We start from the raw sequence: 25637 nt of genomic DNA, 5'->3' as shown, positions 1-25637 counted from the left end.
CCATGGCGTGGGAGAGCTGGGCGAAGAGCATCGCGGAAAGATGGCTCACCACGCCGAACGTGCGCGCCTTGGCCTCGACGCCGGTTTCAAGCGCGTGACGGTTGATCATTCCGCGAGGACTGAGGTTGAGAATCTGCTTGAGGACGACCACATTGGCCCGGGCTGGTGATGTTTTGTTCATACACCCTACCGAGTGGCAGGGATTTCAACTCAACACCAGCCCGCTTTTCCGCTCCGGGTTAAGCCTTCCTCTGGGACGGCTGTGAAAGCGGAATACGACTTTTCAAAGGCCAAACGGAATCCCTACGCGAAGCAGCTCAAAAAAGCGGTCACCATCCGCTTGGATCCGGCTATCATCGACTACTTCAAGTCCATGTCCGGGGAGACTCACATCCCCTACCAGAACCTCATCAACCTATATCTCCTGGATTGTGCCAAGGCAGGACGCAAGGTTTCGCTCGCCTGGAAGAAATGACGCCAGCATCCCCATCCTCGCCGTCCACCAATCCAAAGGCCTCGAATTCGACACCGTCATCATCGCCGGCCTCGCCGCGTCTCACTCCGCGCCCTCCGCAACTCCGCGTTTCGCTTCATCCCATCCTCAAACCCCCATCATCCCGGCTCTGCGACCCTTTGCAACCTTAGCGCCTTGCGGTTCAAATTCTTCCTGCCTCACAGACATCCATCCTTGGCAACTTAACGGATACCCCTTATTTTCCACTCATGAACGAAATCATCTTTGAAGTGCGGGAAGATGAGTTGGACGGCGGCTTCGTCGCCATCGCCCTCGGTCATGCCATCGCCACCCAGGGCGATACCCTCGAAGAACTCCGGGAAATGGCCCGCGACGCCGTGCGCTGTCATTTTGGCGACGGAGTGCCCGGCCCGATGCCGAAGATCATCCGCCTCCACTTCGTCCGCGACGAGGCCTTGGCGGTATGAAAATCCCCCGCGATATCGGCGCGTCCGAACTCATCCGCGCCCTGCGGGTGCTCGGCTACGAGTTGGTGCGACAGGACGGTTCCCACATTCGACTGACTACCACGCTGGGCGGGACACACCATGTGACGATCCCCAATCATCGCCCGCTGAAAACCGGCACGCTGCTTGGCGGCGTCTTGAAACCCGTGGCCGCTCACCACAAACTCACCGTCGATGAATTGCTCGCCAAACTGGAGCTGTAGACCCATCGCAATCACCGGAAATATCGAAATGCGAAACCCCTTCGATGTGAACCCGATAATTCCAACTTCATCCCTCTTCCCTTCAATGTTCGATGTTGGGAGTTCGATGTTCTCTTTCTCTTCCCAATCAAAAATCCAAAATCATCAATCGAAAATCGTCAATCCACCCCTCTTCCCATGGGCCTCCCCCCTCACATCACGCGCCGATCAAACTGTCCGCCGACCGCGCCAATGCTGGTTAGTCGGGACTGACACCGACGATGCGTATTACGTCATCTTGGAGGGGATGACGGGGCGGACGCTCGGCAAGCTGATTACAGGAACCAAGGTCGTCAATGAACGCGGTGAACCACCATCGTTCGGCCAGATTCTCGGGCGCACATTCTCCCGATTTATCCCGTTCGAGGTATTCTCGTTCCTCGCCGAGGACGGACGGGGATGGCACGACTCCGTGCCCGGCACCTACGTCGGCTCGACCCGCTGATGCGGCATCGGACGCGAAGCCATAAGTCGGGCGCACCGGCCCCGCTCGCTCGAACTCGCCGTCGCTCCATATCAATGCTTGTCACCTTCCTAGCAATTTCGATGCTGAGCGCCCATGAACACAAAATCATTCCGCCAGTTCGTCTTCATTTCACTCTCCGCAATGTTGGTCAGCACCTCCATTGCTGCGCCAAAGATTGATAAGGTTGCACCCAAAGTCGGAGACCCGGTCGAGCTCAAGTTCCACGCTGTCAATGGCAATGTCGATCTCGCCACACTCAAAGGAAAAGTCGTGCTCATCGAATTCTGGGCCACGTGGTGCGGACCATGCGTCGCCGAAGTGCCGAATGTCGTGGCCACTTACAAAAAGCTCCATGCAAAAGGCTTCGAGATCGTCGGCATCTCGCTCGATTCGGACAAGAAGGCGCTGACGGATTTCATCGAAAAGCACGACATGGAATGGCCGCAGTACTTCGACGGCAAAGGCTGGCAAAACGAGATCGCCTCGAAATGGGGCATCCGCAGCGTTCCTGCCATGTGGCTCGTGGATAAGGAAGGCAAGCTCGTCACCACCGACGCACGCGTCGGCCTTGAAGCCCAAGTCGAGGCACTTTTGGCCAAATAGCCGGAGCCTTCCCATCGGCGATTCGTTTCGCCTCGGGGCGGTCGGCGCAGGCGAGGAATAGGAACGGACGTTACTGCGTTTGCATGGATTTAGTTGTGGTTTTTCCGCCTGCTTCCTGTCCTCGTTTTTTTGATCGCGTAGCCTGCCGAATAGACAAAACCCGTCGCCGTCTCCGCTTTTCCCGTCATGCACCGCATCCTTACATATACTTTTCTTTGCATCAGCATCGCTCTCGCATGGTGGGCGCTCGAATTGCAGGCGAAGCTCGTTGTGAAAGAAAAGCAACTCGCGGAGCTGCGCAGTGGTCGCGATTCGGCGCAAGCCGCGGAAACACAGGCCAAAGCCGGGCTTGCTCCGCTTCATGAAAATATCGCGCGGCTCACGGCAGAGCGCGATGAAGCGCGCGCTGCGGCGGGGAAGGTCGCGGTGGCATCCGCGGAACACCCCCCTTTTCCCCGCCCTCCAGTCTACGCCGCCTACTTCGCTGAAGCTACGAAGGCCAAGAAGGCTTCCTCCTTCGCTAAAGCTACGGCGGACAAGACGACAGGCAGGCCGGTCCGGTCACCGGCTCTTTCAACGGCCTTCACTGGGAAAGCAAATTCCTAGCAATCAAATTCCTAGCAATAAGCGCGAGAACTGGCGGGTGAGGTGCCGTTTTGAAGCCATCTCACTTTTTGCTGCAAATCATGGATGGGCCGCTGTTTCCAAAAGAGCTTTGGGGCGGTTCTTGGCGATTTGCAAGAGGCGCACAGCGGCACCGGATGGCGAGCGTAGGCCACGTTCCCATGAGACAGCGGTCGCTTTGGGGACGTTGAGAAGATCGGCGAAGACGGCTTGGCTGACGTTCATGTGTTGGCGGATTGCGGCGATTTCACTGGCGGAAATGGCCTCGGCACGCGCCGTGAGTTGATGCGTGCGTGCGGTGATTTTTCCAGCGGCGTGATCCGCGCCTTGCCCCATACTGGTGAGGAGTTCGTCGAAGCTGAAATCAGGGATTTTGTTTTTTTTGTGCATAGCAGGATTTGATTTGTTCGGCGAGGGAGCCGAGTGGGTTGCGCTGAGCTTTGCTTAGGTTGGCGGTGTCCGATTTTTTGAAGAGCAGGAAAAGGTAAAGGACGTGAGCGTCTGGAAGATACAAGTAGATGACGCGCGCACCTCCGCTTTTCCCTCTGGCCGGCAGTGCCATGCGGGCTTTGCGCAGGCCCCGGCATCCGACGAGAAGGTCGCCCTGCTCCGGATTCCTGAGCAGTTCATTCTGAAACGCCCGGAATTCCTCGTCGCCAACGCACTCGGCAAGCTGGCGGGAGAAGACGGGTGTTTCGATGAAAGTCAGCGTCACAAACGAAGGGATACAATGTAACCTATTAAAATCAACGCAATTCTCAACGATGGCGCCAGCCCCGACTAACAGCATTCGGATCAACCAATCAGGAGGCGTGAGAGGATGCGGAGCTGAGATCGTGGCTGGAGTGGTTGGCGGAGTCCACGAACGAGCGGAGTTCAGGTGGGTAAAAGCTGAAAAGCTGAAAAACTGAAAAACTGAGATGCTGAGATGCTGAGATGCTGAGATGCTGAAATTGAAGAGGCGGCGGACTGGTGGTTTTCCGGCATCCGGGGCTGGAGCATTACCAACGACTCATCGAGGCCGCCCGCAGCCGCCTCGCGGATCTGGAGCTGGATTACGGGGTGGAGAAATCCAAGGTGGACTCGGTGCGTTCGCGTTTGTTCGGTGCCCTGAGTCCCTACTACCAGGAACGCGACCGGCTGCGACTCTTGATCCAATACCGATTAGATCACACCCTCATGGAACTCCGCTCCCTCTACGAGCATCTCCAAGCCAGAATCCTGGAACTCATCGAGCCGTCTTCGCTGAAGCTACGCCGGGCCGAGAACCCTCGACACCCTCCGCGCCAGCCCGGATTACGAAGTCTTCCTGTTCGCCGAGAAAGACGCCGCCGTGATCGACACCATCGCCGCCGCGCAGCAGGTGGAGTTGGAGAAAGAAATTGAGGAATTGCAGGCCGAGGCAGAGCGGGTGGCGGAAAAAGCGCGGGAACTGGCGGGCGAGATGCCGTTTTGAGAGCGCGGCCAAATCCTTCGGGAAAAGGTTTTATTTTCGCCGCCGCCCATATCGAGGATTCTGGCGTTCATGGCGCAGCGTCATGATCCGCGCTCCATCGAGTTCTTCGTAGAAAAGCAGGTGATAGGGAAATTTTTCAAGATTGGCGCGTCGCCAACCACTGGGATCGAAGTGGAAACGTTCGGGATGAGTTTCCACTTGCAAGCAGGGCTGCTCAAATTTTGCCCAGAAATCATCACCGAGTGTATCGCTGATTGAATCATAGTGGCGGATCGCAGTGGAAACGTCGCGTCGGACCTGTGGGTGAAAACGCGGCATCAGCGTTCTCTATCGGAAAAAACACCTTCGCGCAACTCGCCCATGGAAATAGTGCTGACCTCACCCGATTTCATTTGGCGGAGTCTCTCGGCCACTTCCTCATTAGAAACGTCATAACCCGGCTCGGGCAGCGAGTGGAGCAGAAAGCTCGCTAATGACGCTCTCTGCTCAACAGGCAATGCTGCAGCTTGTTCCTTGAACTCTTCAAGATTCACCATGGTGAAAGCCTACCAAAGGTTAAGGCGTTGCGAAAGGTGGATTTTCGACCCAGATCACTACGGTTCCATCGCCTCCGCGCGAAAGGGGAAGCTCGCCGTTTTAGAAAAAGACCCGGAGCGAGACGCTCCGGAGACGGTCTGCGGCGAGACGCCACAGCCACGCGGCGCGCGTGGCGGAAGAAGCGCGGAAATTGGCGGGGGATGTGCCGTTTTGAAATGTAGGAGGTGGTCCAAGGCGTCTGGATTGTCCGCGACCGGGCTTTTCCTCTGTCGGGCTTTTCCTCTGGCGAATTTGCATCATGACCTTAGGTTTCCAGATCAAGTCCCATGACCCAGCAAGACGAACCGATTTTTTCCAAGAAGCGCATCACACGCCTCGCAGAGACCATGGCGATCGAAGCCGGCGAACTGACCGCCATCATGGGGGAGGGGGCGTCGTGTTTCTATCCGGCGGGCAGCTGTCTTTTCCACGAATCCACGCCCCGGCTGTGGATGGGAATCGTCGAGGAGGGTGAAATCGAAATCGTCAGGGGAAACCATGGCAGCACCACGCGCCTGGCCACGCTGACTCGCGGCAGTGCTTTCAGCGAAGGGGTTCTGTTGGGCGATCTTCCGCACTCGGCGTCCGCGGTCGCGCTCACCGATGTCCGGGTCTGGTTGATTCCGAGGGCGGTCTTCGAGCGAATTCGCGCGGAGCAGCCGGAGGTTTTCTATCGCATGGTCGGTCATGTCGCCCTGCGGTTGAGCGCGCGCTTGCAAGCGGCCAACGAGCACCTCGTGTCAGGCGTCTCCCCGGTGGTCGCGACGTGGCGCAAGGAGCACGACTCGCTGGGCGAGCGCGAGCTGCCGGACACCGCCTACTACGGCGTGCAGACGCTGCGCGCGATGGAGAATTTCCCGATTTCCGGCATCCCGCTGCACCACTTCGGCCACTTCGTGCGCAGCCTGGCCTATGTGAAGAAGGCCGCCGCCATGGCGAACAAGGGCCTCGGCGTGGTCAGGCCCGAGCGCGCCGACGCCATCGTAGACGCCTGTGACGAGATCATCGCCGGGAAGTGGCACAAGCACTTCATCATCGACATGATCCAGGGCGGGGCCGGCACCTCGACGAACATGAACGCCAACGAGGTGATCGCCAACCGCGCCCTCGAAATCCTCGGTCACCGCAAGGGCCAATACGAATTCCTTCACCCGAACGACGACGTCAACCGCTCGCAATCCACCAACGACGCCTATCCCACCGCCATCAAGCTCGGTGTCATTTTAACGATGCGCGACGCCACTTCCGCTCTCCGCGAGCTGCAAGCCGCGCTCGTCGCCAAGGCCGGGGAGTTCGCCGATGTTTTGAAAATGGGGCGCACGGAAAACCAGGACGCCGTGCCGATGACCCTCGGCCAGGAGTTCGCGGCCTATGCCTCCACCATCAAGGACGGCATCCGCTACATCGAGCGGGCGGCCGAGGAGTTCCTCGACATCAACATGGGTGCCACCGCCGTGGGCACCGGCATCAACAGTCCGCCGGGCTACGCGGAACTTTGCACCATGCATCTTAGTGGCGTGAGCGGGCTGCCGGTCAGGATCGCGGAGAACCTCGTGCAATCCACCCAGGACAGCGGCCCGTTTTCCCTGATGAGCGGCGCGATGAAAACCGCCGCCGTGCAGCTTTCCAAGATTTGCAACGACCTCCGCTGGCTTTCCTCGGGCCCGCGCGCCGGACTCTATGAAATCCGCCTGCCCGCCATGCAGCCGGGCTCGTCGATCATGCCCGGCAAGGTGAATCCGGTGATCCCGGAAATGGTCAGCCAGGTCTGCTATCAGATCATCGGCGCGGACGTCGCCATCTCGATGGCCTGTGAGGCGAGCGAGTTGGAGCTCAACATGGCCGAGCCGATCATCGCCTTCAATCTGTTCTTCGGACTCACGCTGCTGAGAAACGCCGCCATCGCCCTGCACACCCGCTGCATTTCGGGCATCGAGGCGAACCGCGAGCGCTGCCTCGCGTATGTGCAGAATTCCATCGGGCTGGTCACCGCGCTCAATCCGGTGCTCGGCTATGAGCGCAGTGCCGCCATCGCCAAGGAGGCGCTCGACACGGGTGCCAGCGTTTACAGCCTCGTGCTGGAAAAGGGCTGGCTCAGCAAGGAGCAGCTCGACGACCTGCTGACGCCGGAGAATATGACCCGCCCGAGGTGACCCGCTGGTTTGATAGGGGACTCAGGTCCCCGTGCCGCCAGCCGCCTGCGCGGGATTCCCTGTCAGGACGTCCTCGCCCTCGGATTTCGCGATGATCACCGCGGCGCAGGAGTCGCTGAAGACGTTCACCGCGGTGCGGCTCATGTCGAGCAGGCGGTCCACCGAGAGCAGGGCGACCACCGCGGTTTCCGCACCTTGGATCCCGCAGTTTTTCAGAATCAGTCAAATCGCCACCAGGCTGGCGGACGGAATGCCGGCGACCCCGATGCTGGTTAGAAGCGCGGCGGCCACGATGAAGAACTGCGCGCCCACGCCGAGCTCCACGCCCATCACCTGCGCCACGAAGATCACCGCCACGCATTCATAGAGCGCGGTGCCGTCCATGTTTACCGTGGCGCCGAGCGGCACGGTGAGGCTGGACACTCGCTGCGAGACTCCGGCGTTTTCCCGCACGCAGCGCAAGGTCACCGGCAGCGTGCCGGACGACGACGCGGTGGAAAACGCCATCAGCAAGGCGGGTCTCATCGCCCTGAAATGCGCCAGCGGGCTGACCCGTCCGATGAAGCGCAGCACCAGCGGCAGGACGACCAGCAAATGCAGGCCCAATCCGAGAAGCACCGTGACAAAATACTTGCCGAGGTGGACGAAGAGTTCCGCCCCGGTCCCGTAAACGATCGGCAGGATCAGCGCGTAAACGCCGACCGGCGCGACTGCCATCACCCATTGGGTTAGAACGATCATCGCGTCGTTGGCCGCTTGGAAGAACTCGCGGATGGTCCGCATTTCCGCTTCCGGCAGGCGGGTGATGGCCAGCGCGAAGAGGAGGCTGAACACGATGACGCCGAGCATCTGGCCGTTGTCCGCGGCGGCGGCCACCACGTTCTCGGGCAGCATCGTTCGGAAGATTTCGAGGAAATCGGTGGCTTCCCGTCCGCCCGCACCCGCGACGGTTGCGAGGTCTTTCTCGCTCGCCCGCGCGGCCCCTTCCTCGAAGGCCTGGCGGATCACTTCGTTAGGCCGGCCGTTTTCGATGCCCGGCTGGATCAGGTTCACCAGCAGCAGGCCGAGTAGAATCGCCGCAAGCGACGACGCCGCGTAGAACGTAACCGTCTTGAGCCCGAGCCGGGCGAAGCCCTTCACCCCTTGCAGGCTGGCGATTCCCGATACCACCGAGGTGACGATCAACGGCACGATGATCATCTTCAGCGCCTGCATGAACAAGCCGCCGATGAAGCGGCTGGTTTCGAGCGTGCCATGGACGAACCGCCCCGCAGCGGATTCTTCCGCCGCGCCGGCAAACAAGCCGCGGAACGCGAGCGCGGTGGCCGTCGCCAGTCCCAGCGCCATCAAGATCTGCCAGTGCGGTGCCGGTCGTTTCATCGCCGCCAAGGAAACCCGCCGCCGCGGTTGATTCCAAGCACCAAGCGCGGAAATCACGGGTCCCGCGGGTAGGCGCTCAATCCAGGAACTTGCCGGGATTGAGGATGTCGTTAGGATCGAGGGCGCTTTTGAGGGCGCGGTGAGTGGCGAAGGAAACCTCGCCGAGGGCCTGGCGGATCCAGGGCTTTTTGGCGAGGCCCACGCCGTGCTCGCCGGTGATGGCCCCGTTGTTAGCGAGAACCCAGGTGAAAAGCTGGTCGAGCGCGGCATCGGCGCGGTCGCGGGTTTCCGGGTCCTCGTAGTTTTTCACCATCAGGTTGGTGTGGATGTTGCCGTCTCCGGCGTGACCGAAGCAGGCGATCGGGATGCCGGTTTCCTTTTCCAGCTGGCGGGCGAAGGTGACGAGCTCGACGAGCTTGGAGCGGGGGACGACGATGTCCTCGTTGAGCTTGGTCAGGCCGGTGTCGCGCAGCGAGAAGGAGAACTCGCGGCGGAGTTTCCAGATCCGCTCGCAGGAAGCCTCGTCCGGGGCGCGCTCGATGAAGGTGGCGCCGAGTTTCGTTAAAAGCTGATGGAGTTCCTCGATCTCCGAAAGAGTGGCGGCGGGGCGGCCGTCGATCTCGACGATGAGGTGGGCGTTGCCGGGCGGGAAGACGTCGGCGCCGAGCTTTTTGCGGGCGGCGGCGAGGGTGAAGGTGTCGGTGATCTCGAGGGCGGACGGAAGGTGGCCGGCGTTGAGGATGGCCTGCACGGCGGCGGCGGCCATTTCGAACTCGGGGAAAATGGCGGCGAGCATCGCGCGGCTCGCTGGCTTTGGGATCAGCCGGAGAGTGGCTTCGGTGACGATTCCTAACATTCCCTCGGCGCCGGTGAAAAGGCCGACGAGGTCGAAGCCGGTCTTGTTCTTGTGCAGCCGTCCGCCGGTGCGGAGGATTTCGCCGCTGGCGAGCACGACTTCCAGTCCTAACACGTAACTGCGGGTCACGCCGTATTTCAAACAGCGCGGGCCGCCGGCGTTGGTGGCGATGTTGCCGCCGATCGAGCAGTCCTTGAGCGAGGCGGGATCGGGCGGGTATTCCCAGCCGACGGCGTGGGCGGCGGCCTGGAGATCGCCCGTGATGACGCCGGGCTGGACGACAGCCACGCCGTCCTCCGGGTGGATGCCGAGGATGCGGTTCATCCGCGCGGTGGAGAGCACGATGCCGCCCCGCACCGGCACGCAGCCGCCGACGTAGCCGAAGCCCGCGCCGCGGGTGGTGACGGGGATTTTCCGCTCGCTGGCGAATTTCAAGACCGCGGCGACATCGGCGGTGGACTCGGCGAAAACGACGACGTCGGGCGGATGGCTGGCGGACCACTTGTCACCGGAGTTCGCGGCGAGGATCTCGGCGGCGGCGGAGAGTTTCCCAGCGCCGATGAGAGCGGCGAGGGGAGCGAGCCAGTCGTGGGATGGGGAATTCATTTCAGCGGCCACCAACATCGTGGACGCCGCCCCGCAGCGTCAACCTCCGACCCTGCCGATTTGCCCCTTGAGGAATGGGGTGCGTGGCGGTGGAGCACCCGTCTTCACCTTGTTCCGTTGTTTGGCGAGCTGCGGATGCATGAGTTGTTCCAGAATGACCGGCTGCGGTTGCAGTTCAAGCGGGGCCAGTGGAAGTGGCCGCCGCGCGACGAGCCGGGACATCGAGTGGAAGCGGTGCACCGGCCTGCCAGCCGAGTTCGCCGAGTAGGCGGGGTAGCAGGAGAGCGCTTTCGAGAGAGTTTTCGATCTCGGCTTGGAATCTGCCGCGGACCGGGCAGGCTCGCCCCGGAATGAGAGTGATCACCGCCGACCAAGTCCACGCCGCGCTGCGTTTCCCGGATTTCATCGATGCCCTGTGCGAAACGTTCGCCGGGCACCACACCATGCCGCCGCGGCAGGTGATGCTGCTGGACGAGGCGTCGGGCAGCCATGACGCATTCGCCATGCTGCCGTCCTGGAATGACGAGGTGATCGCGCTGAAGGCGTTCACCTATTTCCCGGGAAACCAGCCGCCTAACCGCACCTTGTATTCGCAGATCCTGGTGTTTGACCGGAAGTGCGGCGAGCCGCTGGCGCTGGTGGACGGGGTGAGTGTGACGTGTTGGCGGACGGCGGGGGTGTCGGCGCTGGCCTCGCGTTTCCTGTCCCGCGCGGACTCGGAGACGCTGCTGCTGTTGGGGACCGGCAAGCTGGCTCCGTTTCTCATCCGCGCCCACGCCAGTGTCCGGCCGCTGAAGAAAGTGCTCATCTGGGGCCGCTCGCCGGACAAGGCCGCCGCTCTGGTAGAGTCGATGGCGGGGGAACTTTCCTGGCTGGAATTTCAAATGACCACGGATCTCCCGGCGGCCTGCGGGCTGGCGGACATCGTGGTCTGCGCCACCGGCTCCCAGGACATCCTGGTGCGGGGGGAGTGGATCAGGCCCGGCACCCACACGGATTTCCTCGGCAACCACCACGCCACCAAGCGCGAGTGCGACACCGAAATGGTGACCCGATCCCGGGTCTTCGTGGACACCCGGGTCAACTGTTTCAAGGAAGCGGGCGAAATCCTCGTCCCGGTGACGGAGGGGGTTTTCTCGACGGATCAAGTGGCGGGGGAGTTGTCCGAACTTTGCCGGGGCAGCGTGACCGCACGGCAGAATCCACAGGAAACCACGCTCTTCAAATCCGTCGGCTGCGCACTCGGGGACCTGTGCGGAGCCGTGAACACCTGGCGCTCGTTGGCCCGGCAATGAATCCTAACCGGCTGACGCCCTAGCCATGAGTCCGATATTTCATATGATACCTCGCCCCCGACACTTCCTGTTTTTCGCCGCGTTGCTCACCCCCGTTTGGGCGGTCGAGCTGATATCGCCACCGGTGTATGAAACCCGCACCGAGCATGACTGCAATGGTATCGGCAAGTTCTACATGGGGCGTGAAATCGCCCACGTCATGGGCCACCAGGCGGCGGACTGGTTGGAGCGGCCGCAACGCGAGGACGAGGAGCGCACCGACCTGCTGATCGCCGCGCTGAAATTCCGCGACGGCGAGGTGGTCGCCGACATCGGCTGCGGTTCCGGGTTCATCAGCCGCAAGATCGCCGGCAAGATCGGCAAAACCGGCGTGATCTACGGCGTCGAGATCCAACAGGAAATGCTCGATCTGCTGGCGAAGCGCATGGCGCAGTTCAAGATCGACACGGTCAAACCGGTGCTCGGCACCACCACCGATCCGAAACTCCCGCCTGCATCTTGCGACACCATGATCCTGGTCGATGTCTATCATGAGTTTGATTTCCCCCATGAAATGGTTCACCACATGATCGCCGGATTGAAAACGGGCGGCAGGCTGGTTTTCGTGGAATATCGCAAGGAAGACCCTGCGGTTCCGATCAAGAAGATCCACAAGATGAGTGAGGCGCAGGTCAAAAAGGAAATGACCGCGCACCCGCAACTCGAATACGCCGAGACGATCGGCGCGCTGCCGAGGCAGCACATCATCGTCTTCAGGAAGAAGTGAGAGGCGTCACTTGCGGCTGATCACATGCACGCCCTTTTTACTTCCCGCGGCGAACTCCAGTTTTCCGTCGCCGTCCAGATCCACGGCGAGGACCTGGCAGCCGACTCCTGAGTCGGAGTCGATCACCTCGGCCTCCCAACGCACGCCGTCGCCATCCTTGCGATTGTAGAAAATGACGGCGAGCGCCGGATCTTCCGCGCCGGGGTCCTTGCCGTTGTGGGCGTAGTAACGCTTGCCGGTGGTGAAATCGATCCGACCGTCGTTGTCAAAATCACCGCGCTCGAGGGCGTGGAGTTGGCTGAACTGAAGCCCGTTCGGTCCGGACTTGGCGGGGTCCTCCGGCAGGATTTCATGCCTGAGGAATGCGGTCTTTCCATCGGCCGGCTTGTTTTCAAACCAAACCAGACCGTAGCCATGGCCGTTCAGCGAGGTGATCATGTCGTTGTCGCCATCGCCATCGGCATCGAAGACGAGCATTTGTGCTCCGCCGGCTCCGGCAAACGGTTCCTGATGCCGGACCCACGCCCCGTCTTTTGCCGCAGGCTGCTCGAACCAGCCGGATTTTTCGATGATGTCGGCCCGGCCGTCACCATTCAGATCGCCCACGCCGAGGCCATGAATGTAGGGAGTTTTGGCGAGCTGGTCGGAGATCGCGATGAAGCTCCACGGCCGGGTCACGTCCGACCAATCGACTTCCGCGTAGCCGAATTTCCCGCCCTGCATGCAAATAAGTTCCTTCTTCCCGTCGCCGTCGAGGTCGGTCCACAGCGGGCTCTCGGTGGCAGCCTCCTTCATGACCTGATAGGCGGGCCAGTCGCCTTCCTTGCCCGGATTCAAATAGAGCGTGAGATCGCGGCCCGGATGGCTGGCCATGAGAATGTCGTTTTTGCCGTCGCCATTCAGATCATCCACCCAGCTCAGGAAGGAATCCTCCATGTAAGACTTCACCGGCATGGCCCGACCCGGCCGGTAATTCCTCACCTCGCGGAAATCCGGCCCCTTGATCCAGAAGGCCCCGGCGACGAGATCGGCCACCCCGTCACCATCCAAGTCCCCGGCCGACAGGCCTTCCGTGAGAAACTCCGGCGTCACCACCTGCTTTTTCCAAGCTTTCACCGCCGGCACCTGCGCCAGGCCGATCGCCATCACTAACAAACTCGCGGGGAAAATCAACGGACGTGCCTTCATGCCCTATGAACGGTCGGAACGCCCCGCATCTTTCATCGCCGGGCGGGGGATTCCGTCGTGGCCGGCATTCGGCGGTGAGGAACGCCGGGCGGGCGGAGGGGCGGGGATCGTTCATGGATGCGGCGGTGCCTTTCTGCTATTTGTCAGGGATTCCGCAACTTGCACCGGAAACCGGAAAAACAATCGCATTCCGCCAATTTCGTTAGTCGCCTCGTGGTTTGGGATGCTCCGCCACTCACGAAAAACCCCGCCAGCGGACGGACCGTTGGCGGGATTGGAAATCAGGCGGAGTGGCCGGACGACTCAGTATTTCTGAGAACGGACGTGGTCGAAGCCGGTTTCGAATCCGAGCTCAGGCGGGAATTCGGAGAGGCCGTCGTGCGGGTTCATCTCGATGCGGTTGTCTTCGCCGCAGCGTTCGTAAGGTGGCTTGAAGGTGCCGCGATAGGTCGGGCAGGTGAAGGTGAAGAGTTCGTAGAAACCGTAGCCGAGGCGGCGCAGCGCGCGGCTCGTGCCATCCACCGTGCCGTAGGTCGAGCCGCCCTTGCGGCCGTATTGCTCGTTCTTGCGGACGATCTGCTCGGGGATTTCGATGAATCCGTAAAGGATGTTGCTGAAGGCGCGGCCAAGCTTGCGCGAGGACGTGTAGGTGGAGCCCGGAGGCGCTTGGATGTCGGCGACGACGACGCTGCTGCTCAAGGCTGCGAAGGTGGTAGCAATAACGAGGAGTTTTTTCATGCTGAGGAGAACGTAATTAATCTGAATCGGGGTTGGCAACGGATTTTTCAGGATTCGTGGATTTTTACAATTCGAAGCTGAGCACGCGGATGATTCCGGGAGTGGCGCGGAGTTGGGCGAGGAGTTCGGCCGGTGGCTCGGTGTCCACCTCGATGACGGTGACGGCGCGTTTGCGGTCGCTGGTGCGGCTGAGCGCCATGTTGGCGATGTTGACGGACGCGCTGCCCAGCGAGGTGCCGATGGTTCCGACGATGCCGGGGCGGTCGTCGTTTTCCACGAAGAGGAATTTGCCGGTCGGGTTGGTTTCGACGTAGTGGCCGGCGATGTGGACGATGCGCGCGGACTTGCCGAAGAAGGTTCCGGCGACGGTGCAGATTTCGTTGCCCTTGACGGCGGAAACCTCGATGAGCTCGGCGCAGTTGGTGGCGAGGGCGACGGTCGATTCCGTGACGCTGATGCCATGCGACTTGGCGATGGCGGGGGCGTTGATCAGGTTGACCTGCGCCTCGTTATGGGCGGCGGAGAGGTAGCCGGTCAGCACCTTGCGGGTGATCAGCTCGGTATCGAGCTCGGAAACCGGGCCGAGGTAGGAAACGCGGATGGCGTCGCACTGCGCGGGGGCGATTTTCGAGAGCAGCTTGCCGAGCGATTCGGCGAGGTTGAGATACGGGCCGACGCTTTCGAGGGTGCGGCTGTCGAGGTTGGGCATGTTCACCGCGTTAACGATTTCGCCGCTGAGGAGGAAATTCTTCACCTGGTGGGCGACTTCGATGCCGACGTTTTCCTGGGCTTCCGCGGTGGAGGCGCCGAGGTGGGGCGTGAAGACGCATTTTTTCACGGAGAACAGCGGGAAATCGGCGGGCGGCGGCTCGACTTCGTAAACGTCGAGCGCGATGCCGCCGAGGTGGCCGGCGTCGATGGAGGCCTTGGCCGCGGCTTCATCGACGAGGCCGCCGCGGGCGCAGTTGACGATGAGCGCGCCCTTGTTCATCAGGGCGATGCGCTCGGCGTCGAGGACGTGCTTGGTGTCGGGGGTAAGCGGGATGTGAAGGGTGACGACGTCCGCGCCGGTGAGGGCGATGGCGGCGCTTTCCGCGAGCTCGACCTTGAGCGATTGGGCGCGGGCGGCGGTGAGGAAGGGGTCGTAGGCGACGACGGTCATGCCGAAGGCCTGCGCGCGCTTGGCGAACTCGGTGCCGATGCGGCCCATGCCGAGGATGGCGAGGCGTTTGCCGAACATTTCCACGCCGGAAAGCGTTTTGCGGTCCCATTTGCCGGCGATCATCGAGCTGTGCGCCTGGCCGATGTTGCGAGCGAGCGAGAGCATCAGGGCGAAGGCGTGCTCGGCGGTGGAAATGGTGTTGCCGCTCGGGGTGTTCATCACCACCACGCCGTGGTCGGTGGCGGCGGAGCGGTCGATGTTGTCCACGCCCACACCGGCGCGGCCGATGGCTTTGAGGTTCTTGGCGGCGGCGAAAACTTCCGGCGTCACCTTGGTTTCGGAACGAATGACGAGGCCGTGATAGTCGCCGATGATCTTGAGCAGTTCGTCCGGCTTGAGGCCGGTGTTCACATCGACGGAAATCTCCGGGGCGGAGCGCAGGGCGTCCACGCCTTTTTCCGAAATAGGGTCAGAAACCAACACACGAAAAGTTGCCATAGAGGCGGGGGATTAACCCACCGGCCGCTTGCTGGCAAGATTTGCGATGGAAAAATTCGCGACGTTTCCCGGATGCCGGGAAATCCAACGGATCACTTGATTTCCATGCCGCTCTTGGGCCAGATCCAGCGCTGGACCTTGCCGTTTTTGATCAGGGCTTTGGCTTGGATGGTTTTGACGCCGAAAATGGTTTCCGCTTTGTACGAGGCGAGGCCGGTCTGATAGGTTTCGCCATCGATGGTCTCGTCGGCCTCGGCCTTCCAAGCCAGGACCTGGTCGAAGGTGAACTCCTTGATCTGGCCGGTGCGGACGCTTTCCTGCATCAATTTCACCGCGTCGGTGGGGCCGCCTGCTGTCGCAGGAGCGGGAGTTGGAACGGGAACGGGAGTCGGTTCGGGTGCGGGAGTCGGTTCGGGTGCGGGAGTTGGGACGGGAGTTGGGACGGGAGTTGGGACGGGAGTTGGGACGGGAGTTGGGACGGGAGTTGGGACGGGAGTTGTTTCTGGCGGCGGCTCGGGGGCGATTGGCGGCTCCACGATTTTCACCTCCGGCGGCACGGCCGGGACCGCTGTCGGGGCGGGAAAGTTTGCGGCGATTTGCTGCAAAAGGTCGGTTTCCCGGACGGGCACCGTGCCGAGAAACGCGCCTTGGCCGGGGCTGATGATGACCTTGGCGCCTTCGACGCGGACCAGCGTGATGCGGTTGCCGGCGTCGATGCTCATGGTCAGGCCGGTCGCCGGGTCGGACACTTTCGCCCCGCCCTTCAAGAGAACCTGCTTGGGAAGTTGTTCCGGGCCGAGGGCTCCGAGATCGATCTCCAGAGCTCGGTCGGCGCGCTGCTGGATCTTCGGACCAAGCCTCGAGGGGGTCGGCGACTTCCCGGTGAGTCCGAGTCGCAGGTGGGGCTCGGCTAGATAGCCAAGCGTGCCAGCCGCTGCCATGCCAATGAGGGTGGAGATCAATCTCATCTGTGTGGCTGATACGTAACGACGGAGCGAATCCTTGGAAAGAAATTTCAAAATGGCGATGATTCTTCGCTGGCGGCCTCCAAATGCGCCAAAGCTTTCTGGTAGCTGGCATTGCCGAGGTAGTGCCGGAGCTGCGCGTCCACCGAGGTCCGGTGCGCCGCAGTCCATGCGGAAATTTCCTCGGAAACCGCCTTGAGCGCCTCAAGATGTCCCGCCGCGTCGCGATCCCGCCAGGCGTGGTCGGCGATGATGGCGATGCGGCGGCGGAGGAGTTCGATCAATTCGGAGGTCATGGGAGTCGGGAGAATACGGTCACGTGCGGGGCCGACTTATCGCGCTTTGCCGGGGCAAGATCCAACGCGAATTCAGCAGGAATGCGGGGATACGCGATCGCGGAGGGGTGGCATTCCCCGTGAAATCGATGTTGCCAGTCCGATCAAAAACGGTCATTGAGGGGAAAACGGTCGTCGCCATCGCGGACGACGCGTTTGACTATTGCAGCACAGTAACCTGTGTCCAAATCCCGTTCGTCGGTGACGACGCTGGAGGTGGCGGATCTGGTTTACGAGGGAAGCGGAAAGGTCGGCCTGGCCTTCGAGAGCCAGGGAAACAGCAAGTGGGGGCGGGTGGTCCTCACCTTTCCCGCGGATTTCACCTGGAGTAATGAGAAGAGGGCGGCTTCGGTGAGTTTCCGCACCAATCACCCGGACTATCCGAAGATCACGCTTCCCATCCAGTTCGTTGGCGCGCCGCCGGTCGCAAGCGCCGCGCACTGGGCGGCGGTCCCGCGGCTGTTTTCTAACGCGAGGCGATGACCTCGACGGTGAAGCCTTTCAAATAGCCGGTCTCCGGGATGGCGATGAGGATCGGGTGGTCGGCGCGCTGGGCGTGGTTCATCACGAGGCGGGCGGACTTCTTCGCGTCCACCGAGGCGTCCACGAGGTTCTGCATGAACAGCTCGCGGGAGGCGTGGTAGGAACAGCAGAAGGTGGAAAGCAGGCCGCCCTTATCGAGGAGCTTGAGCGAGCGCAGGTGGATTTCCTTATAACCGCGCATGGCGTCCATGAGGGTGGCCTTGTTGCGGGTGAAACTCGGTGGATCGAGGATGATCATGTCGTAGTCCGGCTTCGCGTGTTTGAGGAAATCGAAGACGTTGTGTTCGAGCACTTCGATTTCGACGTTGTTGAGCGTGGCGTTGTGGCGGGCGGCGGCGCAGGCGCTGGCGGAGACATCGACCGCGGTGACGTGGGCGGCGCCGGCCTTGGCGCAGGCGAGGGCGAAGCCGCCCTGGTTGGTGAAGCAGTCGAGCACGCGCTTGCCCTTGGCGAGGGAGGCGACTTCGGCGTGGGCCTGGAGTTGGTCGAGGTAGAGGCCGGTTTTCTGGCCGTCGAAGAGATCGACCTCGAAGATGAGACCGTTGGCGGTCACCTGAAATGCGCCGGGGTTTTCGCCGTGGAGCATCTCGATGCCGGGCTCCATGCCCTCGGCCTTGCGGTAGGGCGAATCGTTGCGGAGGACGATGGAGGCGGGGTTGAGCAGGGAAATGAGCGCGTCGCGGATGATTTCCTTCCTCAGGTCCATGGCGAGGGTGAGCGTCTGGACGGAAAGGTGGTCGCCGTAGCGGTCGACGATCAGGCCGGGCAGGCCGTCGGACTCGGACCAGACGAGGCGGGCGAGCGTTTCGTCGATGCCGCGCTGTTTGCGGTGCTCGACGGCCTGGCCGATGCGGCGGGTGAAGAAGTCGAGATCGAGGTCCTGTTTGCGGCGGGAGAATCGGCGGGCGACGATTTGCGACTGCGGATTGTAGATCGCGGTGCCGAGCGGGCGGTCACGAAAATCCTTGAGCGTGATGACATCGCCGGGTTGCGGATTGCCGAAGGATTTCTTGATCTCGGTGGCATAAATCCACTCGTGACCGTGGAAAATGCGTGCTCGGGGTGAAATGATGATGCCTGCCATGGGGCGGGAATGTCGGTCCGGGAAGGGGGGATTGTCGAATGCGAAACGAGGGAAGAGTGAATTCCGCTGCGAATTCCTCTTGATCCCACCCGCCGGAGCCCCTACGCAAGTGGCTACCAACCATGGGACAACAATCTAAAAAGATCATCAAACGCCGTCGCCGCGCCGATTACTTGAAGCGCAAAGCAGCATCGGCCAAGCTCGGCGGCCTCGTAAAGAAGCCAGCCGTCAAGAAGGCCGAAGTGGCGAAAAAAGCTCCTGCGAAGAAGGCTGCCGCGAAAAAGGCTCCTGCGAAGAAGGTTGCCAAGAAGGTTGCCGAGGAGACCGCGGTTGAGGCCGTTGCTCCGGAATCCGTCGAATCCGTCGAATCCGTCGAAGCCGTCGAAGCCGTCGAAGCCGTCGAAACCGCCGCCGTCGAAACGACGGAGTCCGCGGAGGCTTGAGGTTTCCGACCTGCTGAATTTCCCAACGGGCCGCCCTGAAAAGGGCGGCTCGTTTTATTTTGAGAACGGCCGCACGACGCTTCTCCAAAGGTTGACGCGGCGGGGCGGGGGATGCACGTTGCGGCCATGAACGCGACGGTGAATTACAAGATCGGCAACGAGAAGCTGGTGAAAGTGCTCGAAGGCGCGTCGTCGCATTTGCGCGGCCTGCTCGACCGCCAGGGCCGGCCGGACGGTGCGCTGCGGATCGCCGTGGTCGGCGGTGGTTGCTCGGGACTGCAGTATAAAATGGACCTTGTGGACGGCCCGCGCGACCGCGACATCCTGGTCCCCAGCAACGGCGTGAACGTGGTGATCGACCCGAAGAGCGCGCTCTTCGTCAGCGGCAGCGAGCTGGATTTTTCCGACGATTTGCAGCAGGGCGGCTTCAAGGTGAGCAATCCGAACGCGGTGGTCACCTGCTCGTGCGGCGAGAGCTTTGCGGCCTGAGCACGAAGAGGGTTGATTAATCCGCCAAATCCCGGACGTTTCCAGCCAGATGAACTTTCAGAGCGTCGTGACGATCACCGGTTTTGCCGCGTGGATGACGATCGCGGCAGCCGCTCCGGACACGTCCGCGCAATCCGGCCTGAAGGCTCCGGGGAAATCCCTGGCCGCGCTGATCGAGGATTTGGCGGATGAAAAATTCCGGGTCCGCGAAAACGCTTCCCGTGAAATCTGGAAAGCCGGCGAGTCCGCGCTGCCGGCCTTGCAGGAGATCGCGGCGGGGAAAGATCCGGAGCAGGCCTACCGGGCGCGCGATTTGATCCGGAAAATCCAGCTCCACATCACTCCGGATACCGATCCCGCGGTGATGTCGCTGGTCGAGCGTTACGCGAAAGCCTCGCCTAACGAAAAGGTGGCGCTGTTCGATCAGATGCACAAAAAGCGGGCGTGGCGGCAGATTCTCAAGCTCTACGCGAGCGAGACCAACCCGGAACTCCAGTCGCGGCTCCTGCGGTCGGTGGACGGCGTGGCGTTGATCGCCGCGCGCGAATGCCTGCTGGATGGCGATGCGGCCGCAGCCCGCGAATTTCTCGAAATGGCACCGGCCGATGCGCCAGGCTTGCTCGCGTTGGCCGATTTCCACCGCAGCCAAGGCTCGCTGGAGGCGGAGTTGAAGCGCGCCAAGACCCTCAAGGGCGTGCAGGCGGACGCCTGGCAGCTCGCGCTTTACCGGGCGTCGGGAAATCTGGCCGCCGCCCGGGACGCCGCCTCCGCTGCCGGGGAAACCGGCATTTCCGCGACGCTGTCGGCGCTGCTAGGCGATCCGCTGCCGTGGCTGCGACACCATCAGGCCGGCGGCGCGACTTTGAAATCCTACACGGAGCTCGCGATCAAGCGCTGGCAGGGGAAGACGATCCGCCCGGCGGATCTGGAGCCGCTGACGCACCCGGCCAATTCCCGCAACCGCGACCAGCGCGGGAACGCGGCGAGCGGGTTGTTTCTGCTGGGCGAGGCTCGCTTGGCCGAGAAGGCCTACGCCGCCAACTCGCCGCTCGCGGCGTTTGCCTACTTCGAGTCGCTCGAGCGGATTCCCGAAGCCTTGAAGGCGCTCGGGCTGGACCCTGAAAATCCGGATTACGCGGCGTGGGTCGAAAAGCGCGTCGGGCGTCTTTCGAAAAACGATGCCGCGGATCAAGGCGGCGAATCCGCGGTTGCGAGAGACTTGGTCGTGCTGGCGAATTTCATGGAGCGGCGCGGCTTGCACCGGCAATGCGCCGACGCGTTCCTGAGACCCTTGGCCGCGATGGCGGAGAAAGACGCGGATCTCCTGACGGGATTCCTCGGCCAGCTTTTCGGCGGGAATGCGACGTTAGGTGGCGAATCCCTCGGCGCGCCGCAAGTGGCCAGGCAGGCGGCCATCGCCTGGGCTGGCGACGATGCGGAACGGTGGGCGCAAGTCATCGACGTCGCCTTAGGCGGGCAGGATGAGATGGTCGCCTTGTGGGATTGGCTGGCGGAACTTCAGCCCCGGTCCAGCCGCGCCGAGCGTCTCGACGGGATGTTAGCCCTGTGCGGCATGGGCCGCGATCCGCTGCGGCTCCGCGAGAAATGGCTGGCTCTGGGCTGGGCCGCCGTCCAACAGGCACCGGAGGAAGAGCGCAAACCCCTGCTCGATAAAATGGCCTTCATGGCCGGTCAGAGCCCGGACGTGCGCACCAGTCTCAAACTTTGGGACCAGTTGGATGAAAGCGGCCGGGGCGGGATTTCCTGGCGCGCGCACATCCTCGATCTATCCGCGGCGGAGCGATGGGACGAAGCCGCCGAGTTTTTCCTGAAACAAACCGAGCGGATTTCCAAGATCCGGTTACCCCCCCAGCCGTCCTTGTATGCGTGTGCCGCGGCCTGCCTGCGCAAGGCGGGCCGGGCCGACGAAGCCGCCGCGCTGGATTCGCTCGTCGAAAAGCTCGCCCTCGGAAATGACGCTCTCGAAATCGCCAACGGCTACGCCTATGGCTATGATTACCAGCGGTCCGCCGATTGGCGGGCGCGCGCGGTCCGCCAGAGTGACCCGGCTGCCGAGAACTTCGCAGACGCGCTTGAATTGCACACCGAAATGGCGGTGCAGCAGGGGAATTGGCGGGAAGTGGCTGCCATTTCCGAAGTGCGGGCGCAAATGATGGCCTCGGTCGAGTCCGAGTCGGTCGTCGTCCCGCCGCTGCTCTCTCTCAGGCTGCGGCTCCAGTCGGATTTGGGCCGGGCGCTGATCATGCTCAAGAGCGACCGCGCGGGCGCTCTCGCGATGCTCGGAAACTGCTACCGGATGTTTCCCTGCGACGGCTCCCTCGCGGATGATTTCTTCCCCGCCCTCCGCAAGGCCGGGCTCATCAAGGAACACGACGCGTGGTTCAAGGAATCCTGGGAGCGGATCAACGCCGTCATCCGCCAATTTCCCGCCTCGGACAACACCTGCAACACCGCCGCATGGATCGCCTCCCGCGCCCGGCGGAATCTCGACGCCGCCGAGAAGCTTCTCGAAAAAGCCCTCGCCGCCAATCCCGAGCAGTCGGCCTACCTCGACACCATGGCCGAGATCCAGTTCGCCAGAGGCAACCGCGACAAGGCGCTCGAATGGTCGCAGCGGGCGGTGAACTTCATGCCGCTGGACGTGATGTTGCGCCGCCAGCACGAACGTTTCCGCAGCGGTCCGTTGCCGCGATAAACTTGACACTAGTCCCCGTCTAAGGCGGGATTTGTCCCCCATGGCCAAACTTTCGATCCGCGACCTTGATGTATCCTCCAAAGAAGTCCTCATGCGTGTGGACTTCAATGTCCCTCTCAAAGACGGCGTCATCACCGACGACACCCGCATCCAAGGCGCGGTCCCGTCGATCCGTCAGCTGATCTCCGGCGGTGCCAAGCTCGTTCTCTGCTCCCACCTCGGCCGTCCAAAAGGCGGATTTGAAGCGAAATTCTCGCTCGCTCCCGTCGCCGCCGCCCTTTCCGAAATCCTCGGCCAGCCGGTGAAACTCGCGCCGGATTGCATCGGTGCCGAAGTCGCCGCCCTCCGCGCCGCGCTCCAGCCGGGCGAGGTGCTCATCCTCGAAAACACCCGCTTCTATCCGGAAGAAGAGGCCAACGATTCCGCCTTCGCCGAGAAACTCGCAGGCTCCGCGGAAATTTACGTCAACGACGCGTTCGGCACCGCCCACCGCGCCCACGCCTCCACCGAAGGCGTCACCCATTTCGTCAAGCAAAGCGCCATGGGCCTGCTGATGGAGCGCGAGCTCGAATACCTCGACGGCAAGCTCCAGAACCCGGAAAAACCCTTCCTCGTCATCATGGGGGGCGCGAAGGTTTCCGATAAAATCCAAGTCATCACCGCGCTGATGGAAAAGGCCGACGCCTTCCTCATCGGCGGCGCGATGGCCAACACCTTCCGCAAGGCCCAAGGCTACAAGGTCGGCAACAGCCGCGTCGAGGCCGACAAGCTCGACCTCGCGCTCGACATCCTCGCCAAGGCCGAGGCCAAGGGCGTGCGCTTCCTGCTTCCCGCCGACACCCGCGTCACCCAGGAATTCAAGGAAGGCGCCGAAACGAAAGTCACCGCGCCCTACGAACAAGGCGGCGAAACCCCCGATGGCTGGGAAGGCATCGACATCGGCGACGTCGCCATCGACGAGTTCTGCCAGGAAGTCGCGAAAGCCAAAACCGTCATCTGGAACGGCCCGATGGGCGTCTTCGAAATCGAGAGTTTCGCCAAAGGCACCCGCGCCATCGCCGAGGCCATGGCCAAGAGCGACGCCGTCACCATCGTCGGCGGCGGCGACTCGGTCACCGCGGTCAACCAGTTCGGCCTTGATGACCAAATGACCTTCATTTCCACCGGCGGCGGTGCTTCCCTCGAACTCCTCGAAGGCAAAGTCCTCCCCGGCGTGGCCGCTCTCACCGAAGTCTGATCCTCAACCGCTAACACCCACCCCCAATCGAATGAACCGCAAGCCAATCTTCGCCGCCAACTGGAAAATGAACAAGGGAGCTTCCGAAACGGAAGACTTCATCAAGAGCTTCCTGTCGAAACTCCAGGGTCAGGACTACCCGTGTGAGATCGTCATCGCGCCGCCGTTTGTTTCTCTCCCGAAACTCGCCGACCTGCTCCACACCGCGACCGCCGTCCAGAACGCGCACGCCATCCAGATCGCCGCGCAGAACTGCTCGCAGTTCGACTCCGGCGCTTACACCGGTGAAATCAGCGTGGTGATGCTGCGCGAGTTTTTCGTCCACTACGTCATCCTCGGCCACAGCGAGCGCCGCGCGATCTACGGCGAGACCGATGCGGTCATCAACGCCAAGATCAAGAAGGCCCGCGAGGCGAATTTGAAGCCGATCTTCTGCATCGGCGAGACCCTCGCCGAGCGCGAGGCCGGCAATCTTGAAAGCGTCCTCCGCACCCAGATCACCGGTGGTCTTGATGGCGTTTCCGAGAAGGATCTCGGTGAAACCGTCATCGCCTACGAACCCGTCTGGGCCATCGGCACCGGCGTCACCGCCACCTCCCAGCAGGCCCAGGACGCGCACGCCTTCGTCCGCTCCGTCATCGCCGAACTCTACGGTGCCGACGCCGCCGCCAAGATCCGCATCCAATACGGCGGCAGCGTGAAGCCCAACAACGCCGCCGAGCTCATGGCCTGCCCGGACATCGATGGCGCCCTCATCGGCGGCGCCGCCCTCGAGCCCCAGAGTTTCTGCGAAATCATCCGCAACGGCTCCGCCGCCTAGATCATTTTCATTGCCACTTGTGCCACCAGGAAACTGCCCGGAGTTCGCGCTTCAGCCAATGCCTTTCAGAGTTTTTAACCGCAGATGAACACAGATGAAGAACACAGCTAAAGACTGCGTTTTCATCCTCTTCCCGAAGACAAACTGAAGCTTGAGCTCCGGATCCGGCCCTAAGGAGGAGGGACATTCTGTCCCTCGCATTCATTCATCCAGCCGCCCCCGCCCACGCGGAGTCGGCTGTATTTTTTCCACCCCAACCCGCCCGGCTCCCGCCCAAAGGCCAGCAAACCGTCCGCTACTACGGCACCTACTCCAACAAAACCCGTGGCCAAAACCCGCTCATCCCCGACCGCATCATCCGCCCTTCGGAATCTCCCCCCAATCTCAAAACTCCAATTTCAAATGTCCAATCCACCATCCTCCTCATCCCTGCACCACCGAAACAATCCGCCCGCGAAATGCGCTTGTGCGAGCGGTGACCCGCCCGCTCGATCATTTGCCTGAAGAAATCCCGTGCCCGGGTGAGATTGCCGCTTCCCATGCTGGCGGGAACCTTTTATTTCCCATTCATGATTCACCGTGTGCGGCTCATTTCCCTTGTCCTGCTCCTGCTCACCGCGTGGAGCCACGCGGATCATGTCATCGTCACCGGCGGGCCCGCCTTGCGGCAATGGGAGAACCTGCGCGTCCAGCAAGACCAGCACGACCGCTGGTGGGCGAATTTCGTCCGCGCCTCGACCCTCCGCATGGCGGAAATCCGCAAGGCCTACGGCTCGGACGCGCCGATCGTGTGGATGGTTTTCCAACCGGGCTACCAGACCCGCGGTCGCGAGGACGGCAAGCCATACACCTCGTGGATCGCCGAGCTGGCGGCCAAGCGCCGGGTCACCTTGCTCTGGTTCAACGGTTCCGGAAATTTCATCCAGACCCTCAACTCGCGTCCCCGCGGTTCGATCCAGACTTTCGATTTCTTCGGTCACTCGAACCGCTACGCGTTCATGTTCGACTACGGTAACGACATCATGGCCGCTTCCACCGCCTGGCTTCATGAGCGCGATCTGCCGCGAATCAAGTCATCCATTTTCGATCGTCGCGCCTATTGCAAAAGCTGGGGCTGCCACACCGGCGAGAGCATGAGCGCTGTCTGGAAAAGCGCCACCGGCGTCCCGCTGGAAGGCGCGAAAGGTCCCACCGATTACACCGTCATCAGCACCGGTCGCCTGCCTGTCGTCAAAGGCAGTTGGGCGAGGTGACCTCCCGGACTGCGGGGACATGTCCCCGCTTTTGCACTGGCCGACATGTCGGCCAGTGGGAAAGCTCCGACCTGTCGGAGCAGTCCATATCATCAGCCTCTAATCCCCGATCCACTCCTTTCTCCTATGAAACTCGCCGAACTCCAAGAACTCCACTCCCTG

At 62.0% G+C, this 25637-nt stretch carries 30 protein-coding genes and 1 pseudogene; 18 read left to right on the top strand and 13 right to left on the bottom strand.

Features of this window, described 5'->3' with window-relative positions; genetic code table 11:
* The coding region (locus tag AC4DF4_RS09945; protein ID WP_490047971.1) for a DUF4372 domain-containing protein at window positions 1–181 on the bottom strand (181 nt) is incomplete at its 3' end.
* Window positions 182–262: 81 nt separating this feature from the next.
* Between AC4DF4_RS09945 and AC4DF4_RS09940 the strand changes: the two genes are divergently transcribed.
* From AC4DF4_RS09940 to AC4DF4_RS09910, 7 genes are all read left to right on the top strand, one after another.
* Window positions 263–475 (top strand): BrnA antitoxin family protein, encoded by a 213-nt coding sequence (locus AC4DF4_RS09940; protein ID WP_490047970.1) that lies wholly within the window; start codon window positions 263–265, stop codon window positions 473–475.
* Window positions 432–743, top strand: coding sequence for a 3'-5' exonuclease (locus AC4DF4_RS09935; protein WP_490047969.1), 312 nt, complete (start codon window positions 432–434; stop codon window positions 741–743). The genes AC4DF4_RS09940 and AC4DF4_RS09935 overlap by 44 nt, the downstream gene beginning before the upstream one ends.
* Window positions 724–942: a type II toxin-antitoxin system HicB family antitoxin gene (locus tag AC4DF4_RS09930; protein WP_490047968.1), complete on the top strand. Its 219-nt coding sequence runs from the start codon at window positions 724–726 to the stop codon at window positions 940–942. Before AC4DF4_RS09935 ends, AC4DF4_RS09930 begins: the two co-directional genes overlap by 20 nt.
* On the top strand, window positions 939–1184 hold the full coding sequence (locus AC4DF4_RS09925) for a type II toxin-antitoxin system HicA family toxin (RefSeq protein ID WP_490047967.1): 246 nt from the start codon (window positions 939–941) through the stop codon (window positions 1182–1184). Before AC4DF4_RS09930 ends, AC4DF4_RS09925 begins: the two co-directional genes overlap by 4 nt.
* A 28-nt stretch (window positions 1185–1212) precedes the next feature.
* Complete coding sequence (locus AC4DF4_RS09920; RefSeq protein ID WP_490047966.1) at window positions 1213–1668, top strand: RDD family protein; 456 nt, start codon at window positions 1213–1215, stop codon at window positions 1666–1668.
* A gap of 114 nt (window positions 1669–1782) precedes the next feature.
* Entirely contained in the window at window positions 1783–2292 is a 510-nt protein-coding gene (locus AC4DF4_RS09915) for a TlpA family protein disulfide reductase (RefSeq protein ID WP_490047965.1), read from the top strand.
* Window positions 2293–2478: 186 nt separating this feature from the next.
* Window positions 2479–2898, top strand: coding sequence for a hypothetical protein (locus AC4DF4_RS09910; RefSeq protein WP_490047964.1), 420 nt, complete (start codon window positions 2479–2481; stop codon window positions 2896–2898).
* Between the two features lie 78 nt (window positions 2899–2976).
* On the opposite strand, the gene AC4DF4_RS09905 is transcribed toward AC4DF4_RS09910, so the two are convergent.
* On the bottom strand, window positions 2977–3306 hold the full coding sequence (locus AC4DF4_RS09905; RefSeq protein ID WP_490047963.1) for a helix-turn-helix domain-containing protein: 330 nt from the start codon (window positions 3304–3306) through the stop codon (window positions 2977–2979).
* The gene (locus AC4DF4_RS09900; protein WP_490047962.1) at window positions 3281–3706 is read right to left on the bottom strand and encodes a type II toxin-antitoxin system RelE/ParE family toxin; all 426 of its coding nucleotides are present in this window, start codon (window positions 3704–3706) and stop codon (window positions 3281–3283) included. The genes AC4DF4_RS09905 and AC4DF4_RS09900 overlap by 26 nt, the downstream gene beginning before the upstream one ends.
* Before the next feature lie 543 nt (window positions 3707–4249).
* On the opposite strand from AC4DF4_RS09900, the gene AC4DF4_RS09895 reads away from it, so the two are divergent.
* On the top strand, window positions 4250–4372 hold the full coding sequence (locus AC4DF4_RS09895; RefSeq protein ID WP_490047961.1) for a hypothetical protein: 123 nt from the start codon (window positions 4250–4252) through the stop codon (window positions 4370–4372).
* A gap of 30 nt (window positions 4373–4402) precedes the next feature.
* Here the strand turns inward: AC4DF4_RS09895 and AC4DF4_RS09890 are convergent, their stop codons facing one another.
* Both AC4DF4_RS09890 and AC4DF4_RS09885 read right to left on the bottom strand, forming a co-directional pair.
* On the bottom strand, window positions 4403–4690 hold the full coding sequence (locus AC4DF4_RS09890; RefSeq protein ID WP_490047960.1) for a type II toxin-antitoxin system RelE/ParE family toxin: 288 nt from the start codon (window positions 4688–4690) through the stop codon (window positions 4403–4405).
* Window positions 4690–4908 (bottom strand): addiction module protein, encoded by a 219-nt coding sequence (locus AC4DF4_RS09885; protein WP_490047959.1) that lies wholly within the window; start codon window positions 4906–4908, stop codon window positions 4690–4692. The genes AC4DF4_RS09890 and AC4DF4_RS09885 overlap by 1 nt, the downstream gene beginning before the upstream one ends.
* Window positions 4909–5235: 327 nt before the next feature.
* Between AC4DF4_RS09885 and AC4DF4_RS09880 the strand changes: the two genes are divergently transcribed.
* A complete protein-coding gene (locus tag AC4DF4_RS09880; RefSeq protein WP_490047958.1) occupies window positions 5236–7101 on the top strand; it encodes an aspartate ammonia-lyase in 1866 nt (621 codons plus the stop codon).
* 21 nt (window positions 7102–7122) lie between these two features.
* On the opposite strand, the pseudogene AC4DF4_RS09875 reads toward AC4DF4_RS09880, so the two are convergent.
* Both AC4DF4_RS09875 and AC4DF4_RS09870 read right to left on the bottom strand, forming a co-directional pair.
* Window positions 7123–8481 (bottom strand): annotated as a pseudogene (locus AC4DF4_RS09875) (dicarboxylate/amino acid:cation symporter).
* A gap of 76 nt (window positions 8482–8557) precedes the next feature.
* A complete protein-coding gene (locus AC4DF4_RS09870) occupies window positions 8558–9943 on the bottom strand; it encodes an FAD-binding oxidoreductase (protein ID WP_490047957.1) in 1386 nt (461 codons plus the stop codon).
* A gap of 350 nt (window positions 9944–10293) precedes the next feature.
* Here AC4DF4_RS09870 and lhpI point away from each other — a divergent pair, with 350 nt between their 5' ends.
* Both lhpI and AC4DF4_RS09860 read left to right on the top strand, forming a co-directional pair.
* A complete protein-coding gene (gene lhpI, locus AC4DF4_RS09865; RefSeq protein WP_490047956.1) occupies window positions 10294–11238 on the top strand; it encodes a bifunctional Delta(1)-pyrroline-2-carboxylate/Delta(1)-piperideine-2-carboxylate reductase in 945 nt (314 codons plus the stop codon).
* Between the two features lie 43 nt (window positions 11239–11281).
* Window positions 11282–12004, top strand: a complete 723-nt coding sequence (locus tag AC4DF4_RS09860) for a class I SAM-dependent methyltransferase (protein ID WP_490047955.1) — start codon at window positions 11282–11284, stop codon at window positions 12002–12004.
* A 6-nt stretch (window positions 12005–12010) separates the two neighbouring features.
* Here the strand turns inward: AC4DF4_RS09860 and AC4DF4_RS09855 are convergent, their stop codons facing one another.
* The 5 genes from AC4DF4_RS09855 to AC4DF4_RS09835 form a co-directional block, all read right to left on the bottom strand.
* Window positions 12011–13192, bottom strand: coding sequence for an FG-GAP repeat domain-containing protein (locus AC4DF4_RS09855; RefSeq protein ID WP_490047954.1), 1182 nt, complete (start codon window positions 13190–13192; stop codon window positions 12011–12013).
* A 303-nt stretch (window positions 13193–13495) separates the two neighbouring features.
* The gene (locus tag AC4DF4_RS09850; RefSeq protein ID WP_490047953.1) at window positions 13496–13930 is read right to left on the bottom strand and encodes an exosortase system-associated protein, TIGR04073 family; all 435 of its coding nucleotides are present in this window, start codon (window positions 13928–13930) and stop codon (window positions 13496–13498) included.
* Between the two features lie 64 nt (window positions 13931–13994).
* Window positions 13995–15575, bottom strand: a complete 1581-nt coding sequence (gene serA, locus AC4DF4_RS09845) for a phosphoglycerate dehydrogenase (RefSeq protein WP_490047972.1) — start codon at window positions 15573–15575, stop codon at window positions 13995–13997.
* 107 nt (window positions 15576–15682) lie between these two features.
* Window positions 15683–16558 carry a hypothetical protein gene (locus tag AC4DF4_RS09840; RefSeq protein WP_490047952.1) on the bottom strand — a complete coding sequence of 292 codons (876 nt, stop codon included), beginning with the start codon at window positions 16556–16558 and terminating at the stop codon, window positions 15683–15685.
* 47 nt (window positions 16559–16605) lie between these two features.
* Window positions 16606–16851, bottom strand: coding sequence for a hypothetical protein (locus tag AC4DF4_RS09835; protein WP_490047951.1), 246 nt, complete (start codon window positions 16849–16851; stop codon window positions 16606–16608).
* A 219-nt stretch (window positions 16852–17070) separates the two neighbouring features.
* Between AC4DF4_RS09835 and AC4DF4_RS09830 the strand changes: the two genes are divergently transcribed.
* A complete protein-coding gene (locus AC4DF4_RS09830; protein WP_490047950.1) occupies window positions 17071–17373 on the top strand; it encodes a hypothetical protein in 303 nt (100 codons plus the stop codon).
* On the opposite strand, the gene AC4DF4_RS09825 is transcribed toward AC4DF4_RS09830, so the two are convergent.
* Window positions 17357–18517 (bottom strand): class I SAM-dependent rRNA methyltransferase, encoded by a 1161-nt coding sequence (locus AC4DF4_RS09825; RefSeq protein ID WP_490047949.1) that lies wholly within the window; start codon window positions 18515–18517, stop codon window positions 17357–17359. The two genes, AC4DF4_RS09830 and AC4DF4_RS09825, sit on opposite strands and share 17 nt — an antisense overlap.
* Before the next feature lie 122 nt (window positions 18518–18639).
* Between AC4DF4_RS09825 and AC4DF4_RS09820 the strand changes: the two genes are divergently transcribed.
* The 6 genes from AC4DF4_RS09820 to AC4DF4_RS09795 all read left to right on the top strand — a co-directional run bounded on the left by AC4DF4_RS09820 (window position 18640) and on the right by AC4DF4_RS09795 (window position 25475).
* Window positions 18640–18960 (top strand): hypothetical protein, encoded by a 321-nt coding sequence (locus AC4DF4_RS09820; RefSeq protein WP_490047948.1) that lies wholly within the window; start codon window positions 18640–18642, stop codon window positions 18958–18960.
* A gap of 126 nt (window positions 18961–19086) precedes the next feature.
* Window positions 19087–19449, top strand: a complete 363-nt coding sequence (locus tag AC4DF4_RS09815; RefSeq protein WP_490047947.1) for a HesB/IscA family protein — start codon at window positions 19087–19089, stop codon at window positions 19447–19449.
* Window positions 19450–19498: 49 nt separating this feature from the next.
* Window positions 19499–22165 (top strand): hypothetical protein, encoded by a 2667-nt coding sequence (locus tag AC4DF4_RS09810; RefSeq protein WP_490047946.1) that lies wholly within the window; start codon window positions 19499–19501, stop codon window positions 22163–22165.
* A gap of 40 nt (window positions 22166–22205) precedes the next feature.
* Window positions 22206–23402, top strand: coding sequence for a phosphoglycerate kinase (locus AC4DF4_RS09805; RefSeq protein ID WP_490047945.1), 1197 nt, complete (start codon window positions 22206–22208; stop codon window positions 23400–23402).
* A gap of 31 nt (window positions 23403–23433) precedes the next feature.
* Window positions 23434–24222 (top strand): triose-phosphate isomerase, encoded by a 789-nt coding sequence (tpiA, locus tag AC4DF4_RS09800; RefSeq protein WP_490047944.1) that lies wholly within the window; start codon window positions 23434–23436, stop codon window positions 24220–24222.
* A 569-nt stretch (window positions 24223–24791) separates the two neighbouring features.
* Window positions 24792–25475 carry a hypothetical protein gene (locus AC4DF4_RS09795; protein ID WP_490047943.1) on the top strand — a complete coding sequence of 228 codons (684 nt, stop codon included), beginning with the start codon at window positions 24792–24794 and terminating at the stop codon, window positions 25473–25475.
* The last annotated feature ends 162 nt before the right edge of the window (window positions 25476–25637 follow it).

The sequence above is a fragment of the Luteolibacter sp. genome, from assembly GCF_058122085.1.
Note: the sequence above shows the minus strand (reverse complement) of the source record. Positions and strands in the feature narration are given on the sequence as shown.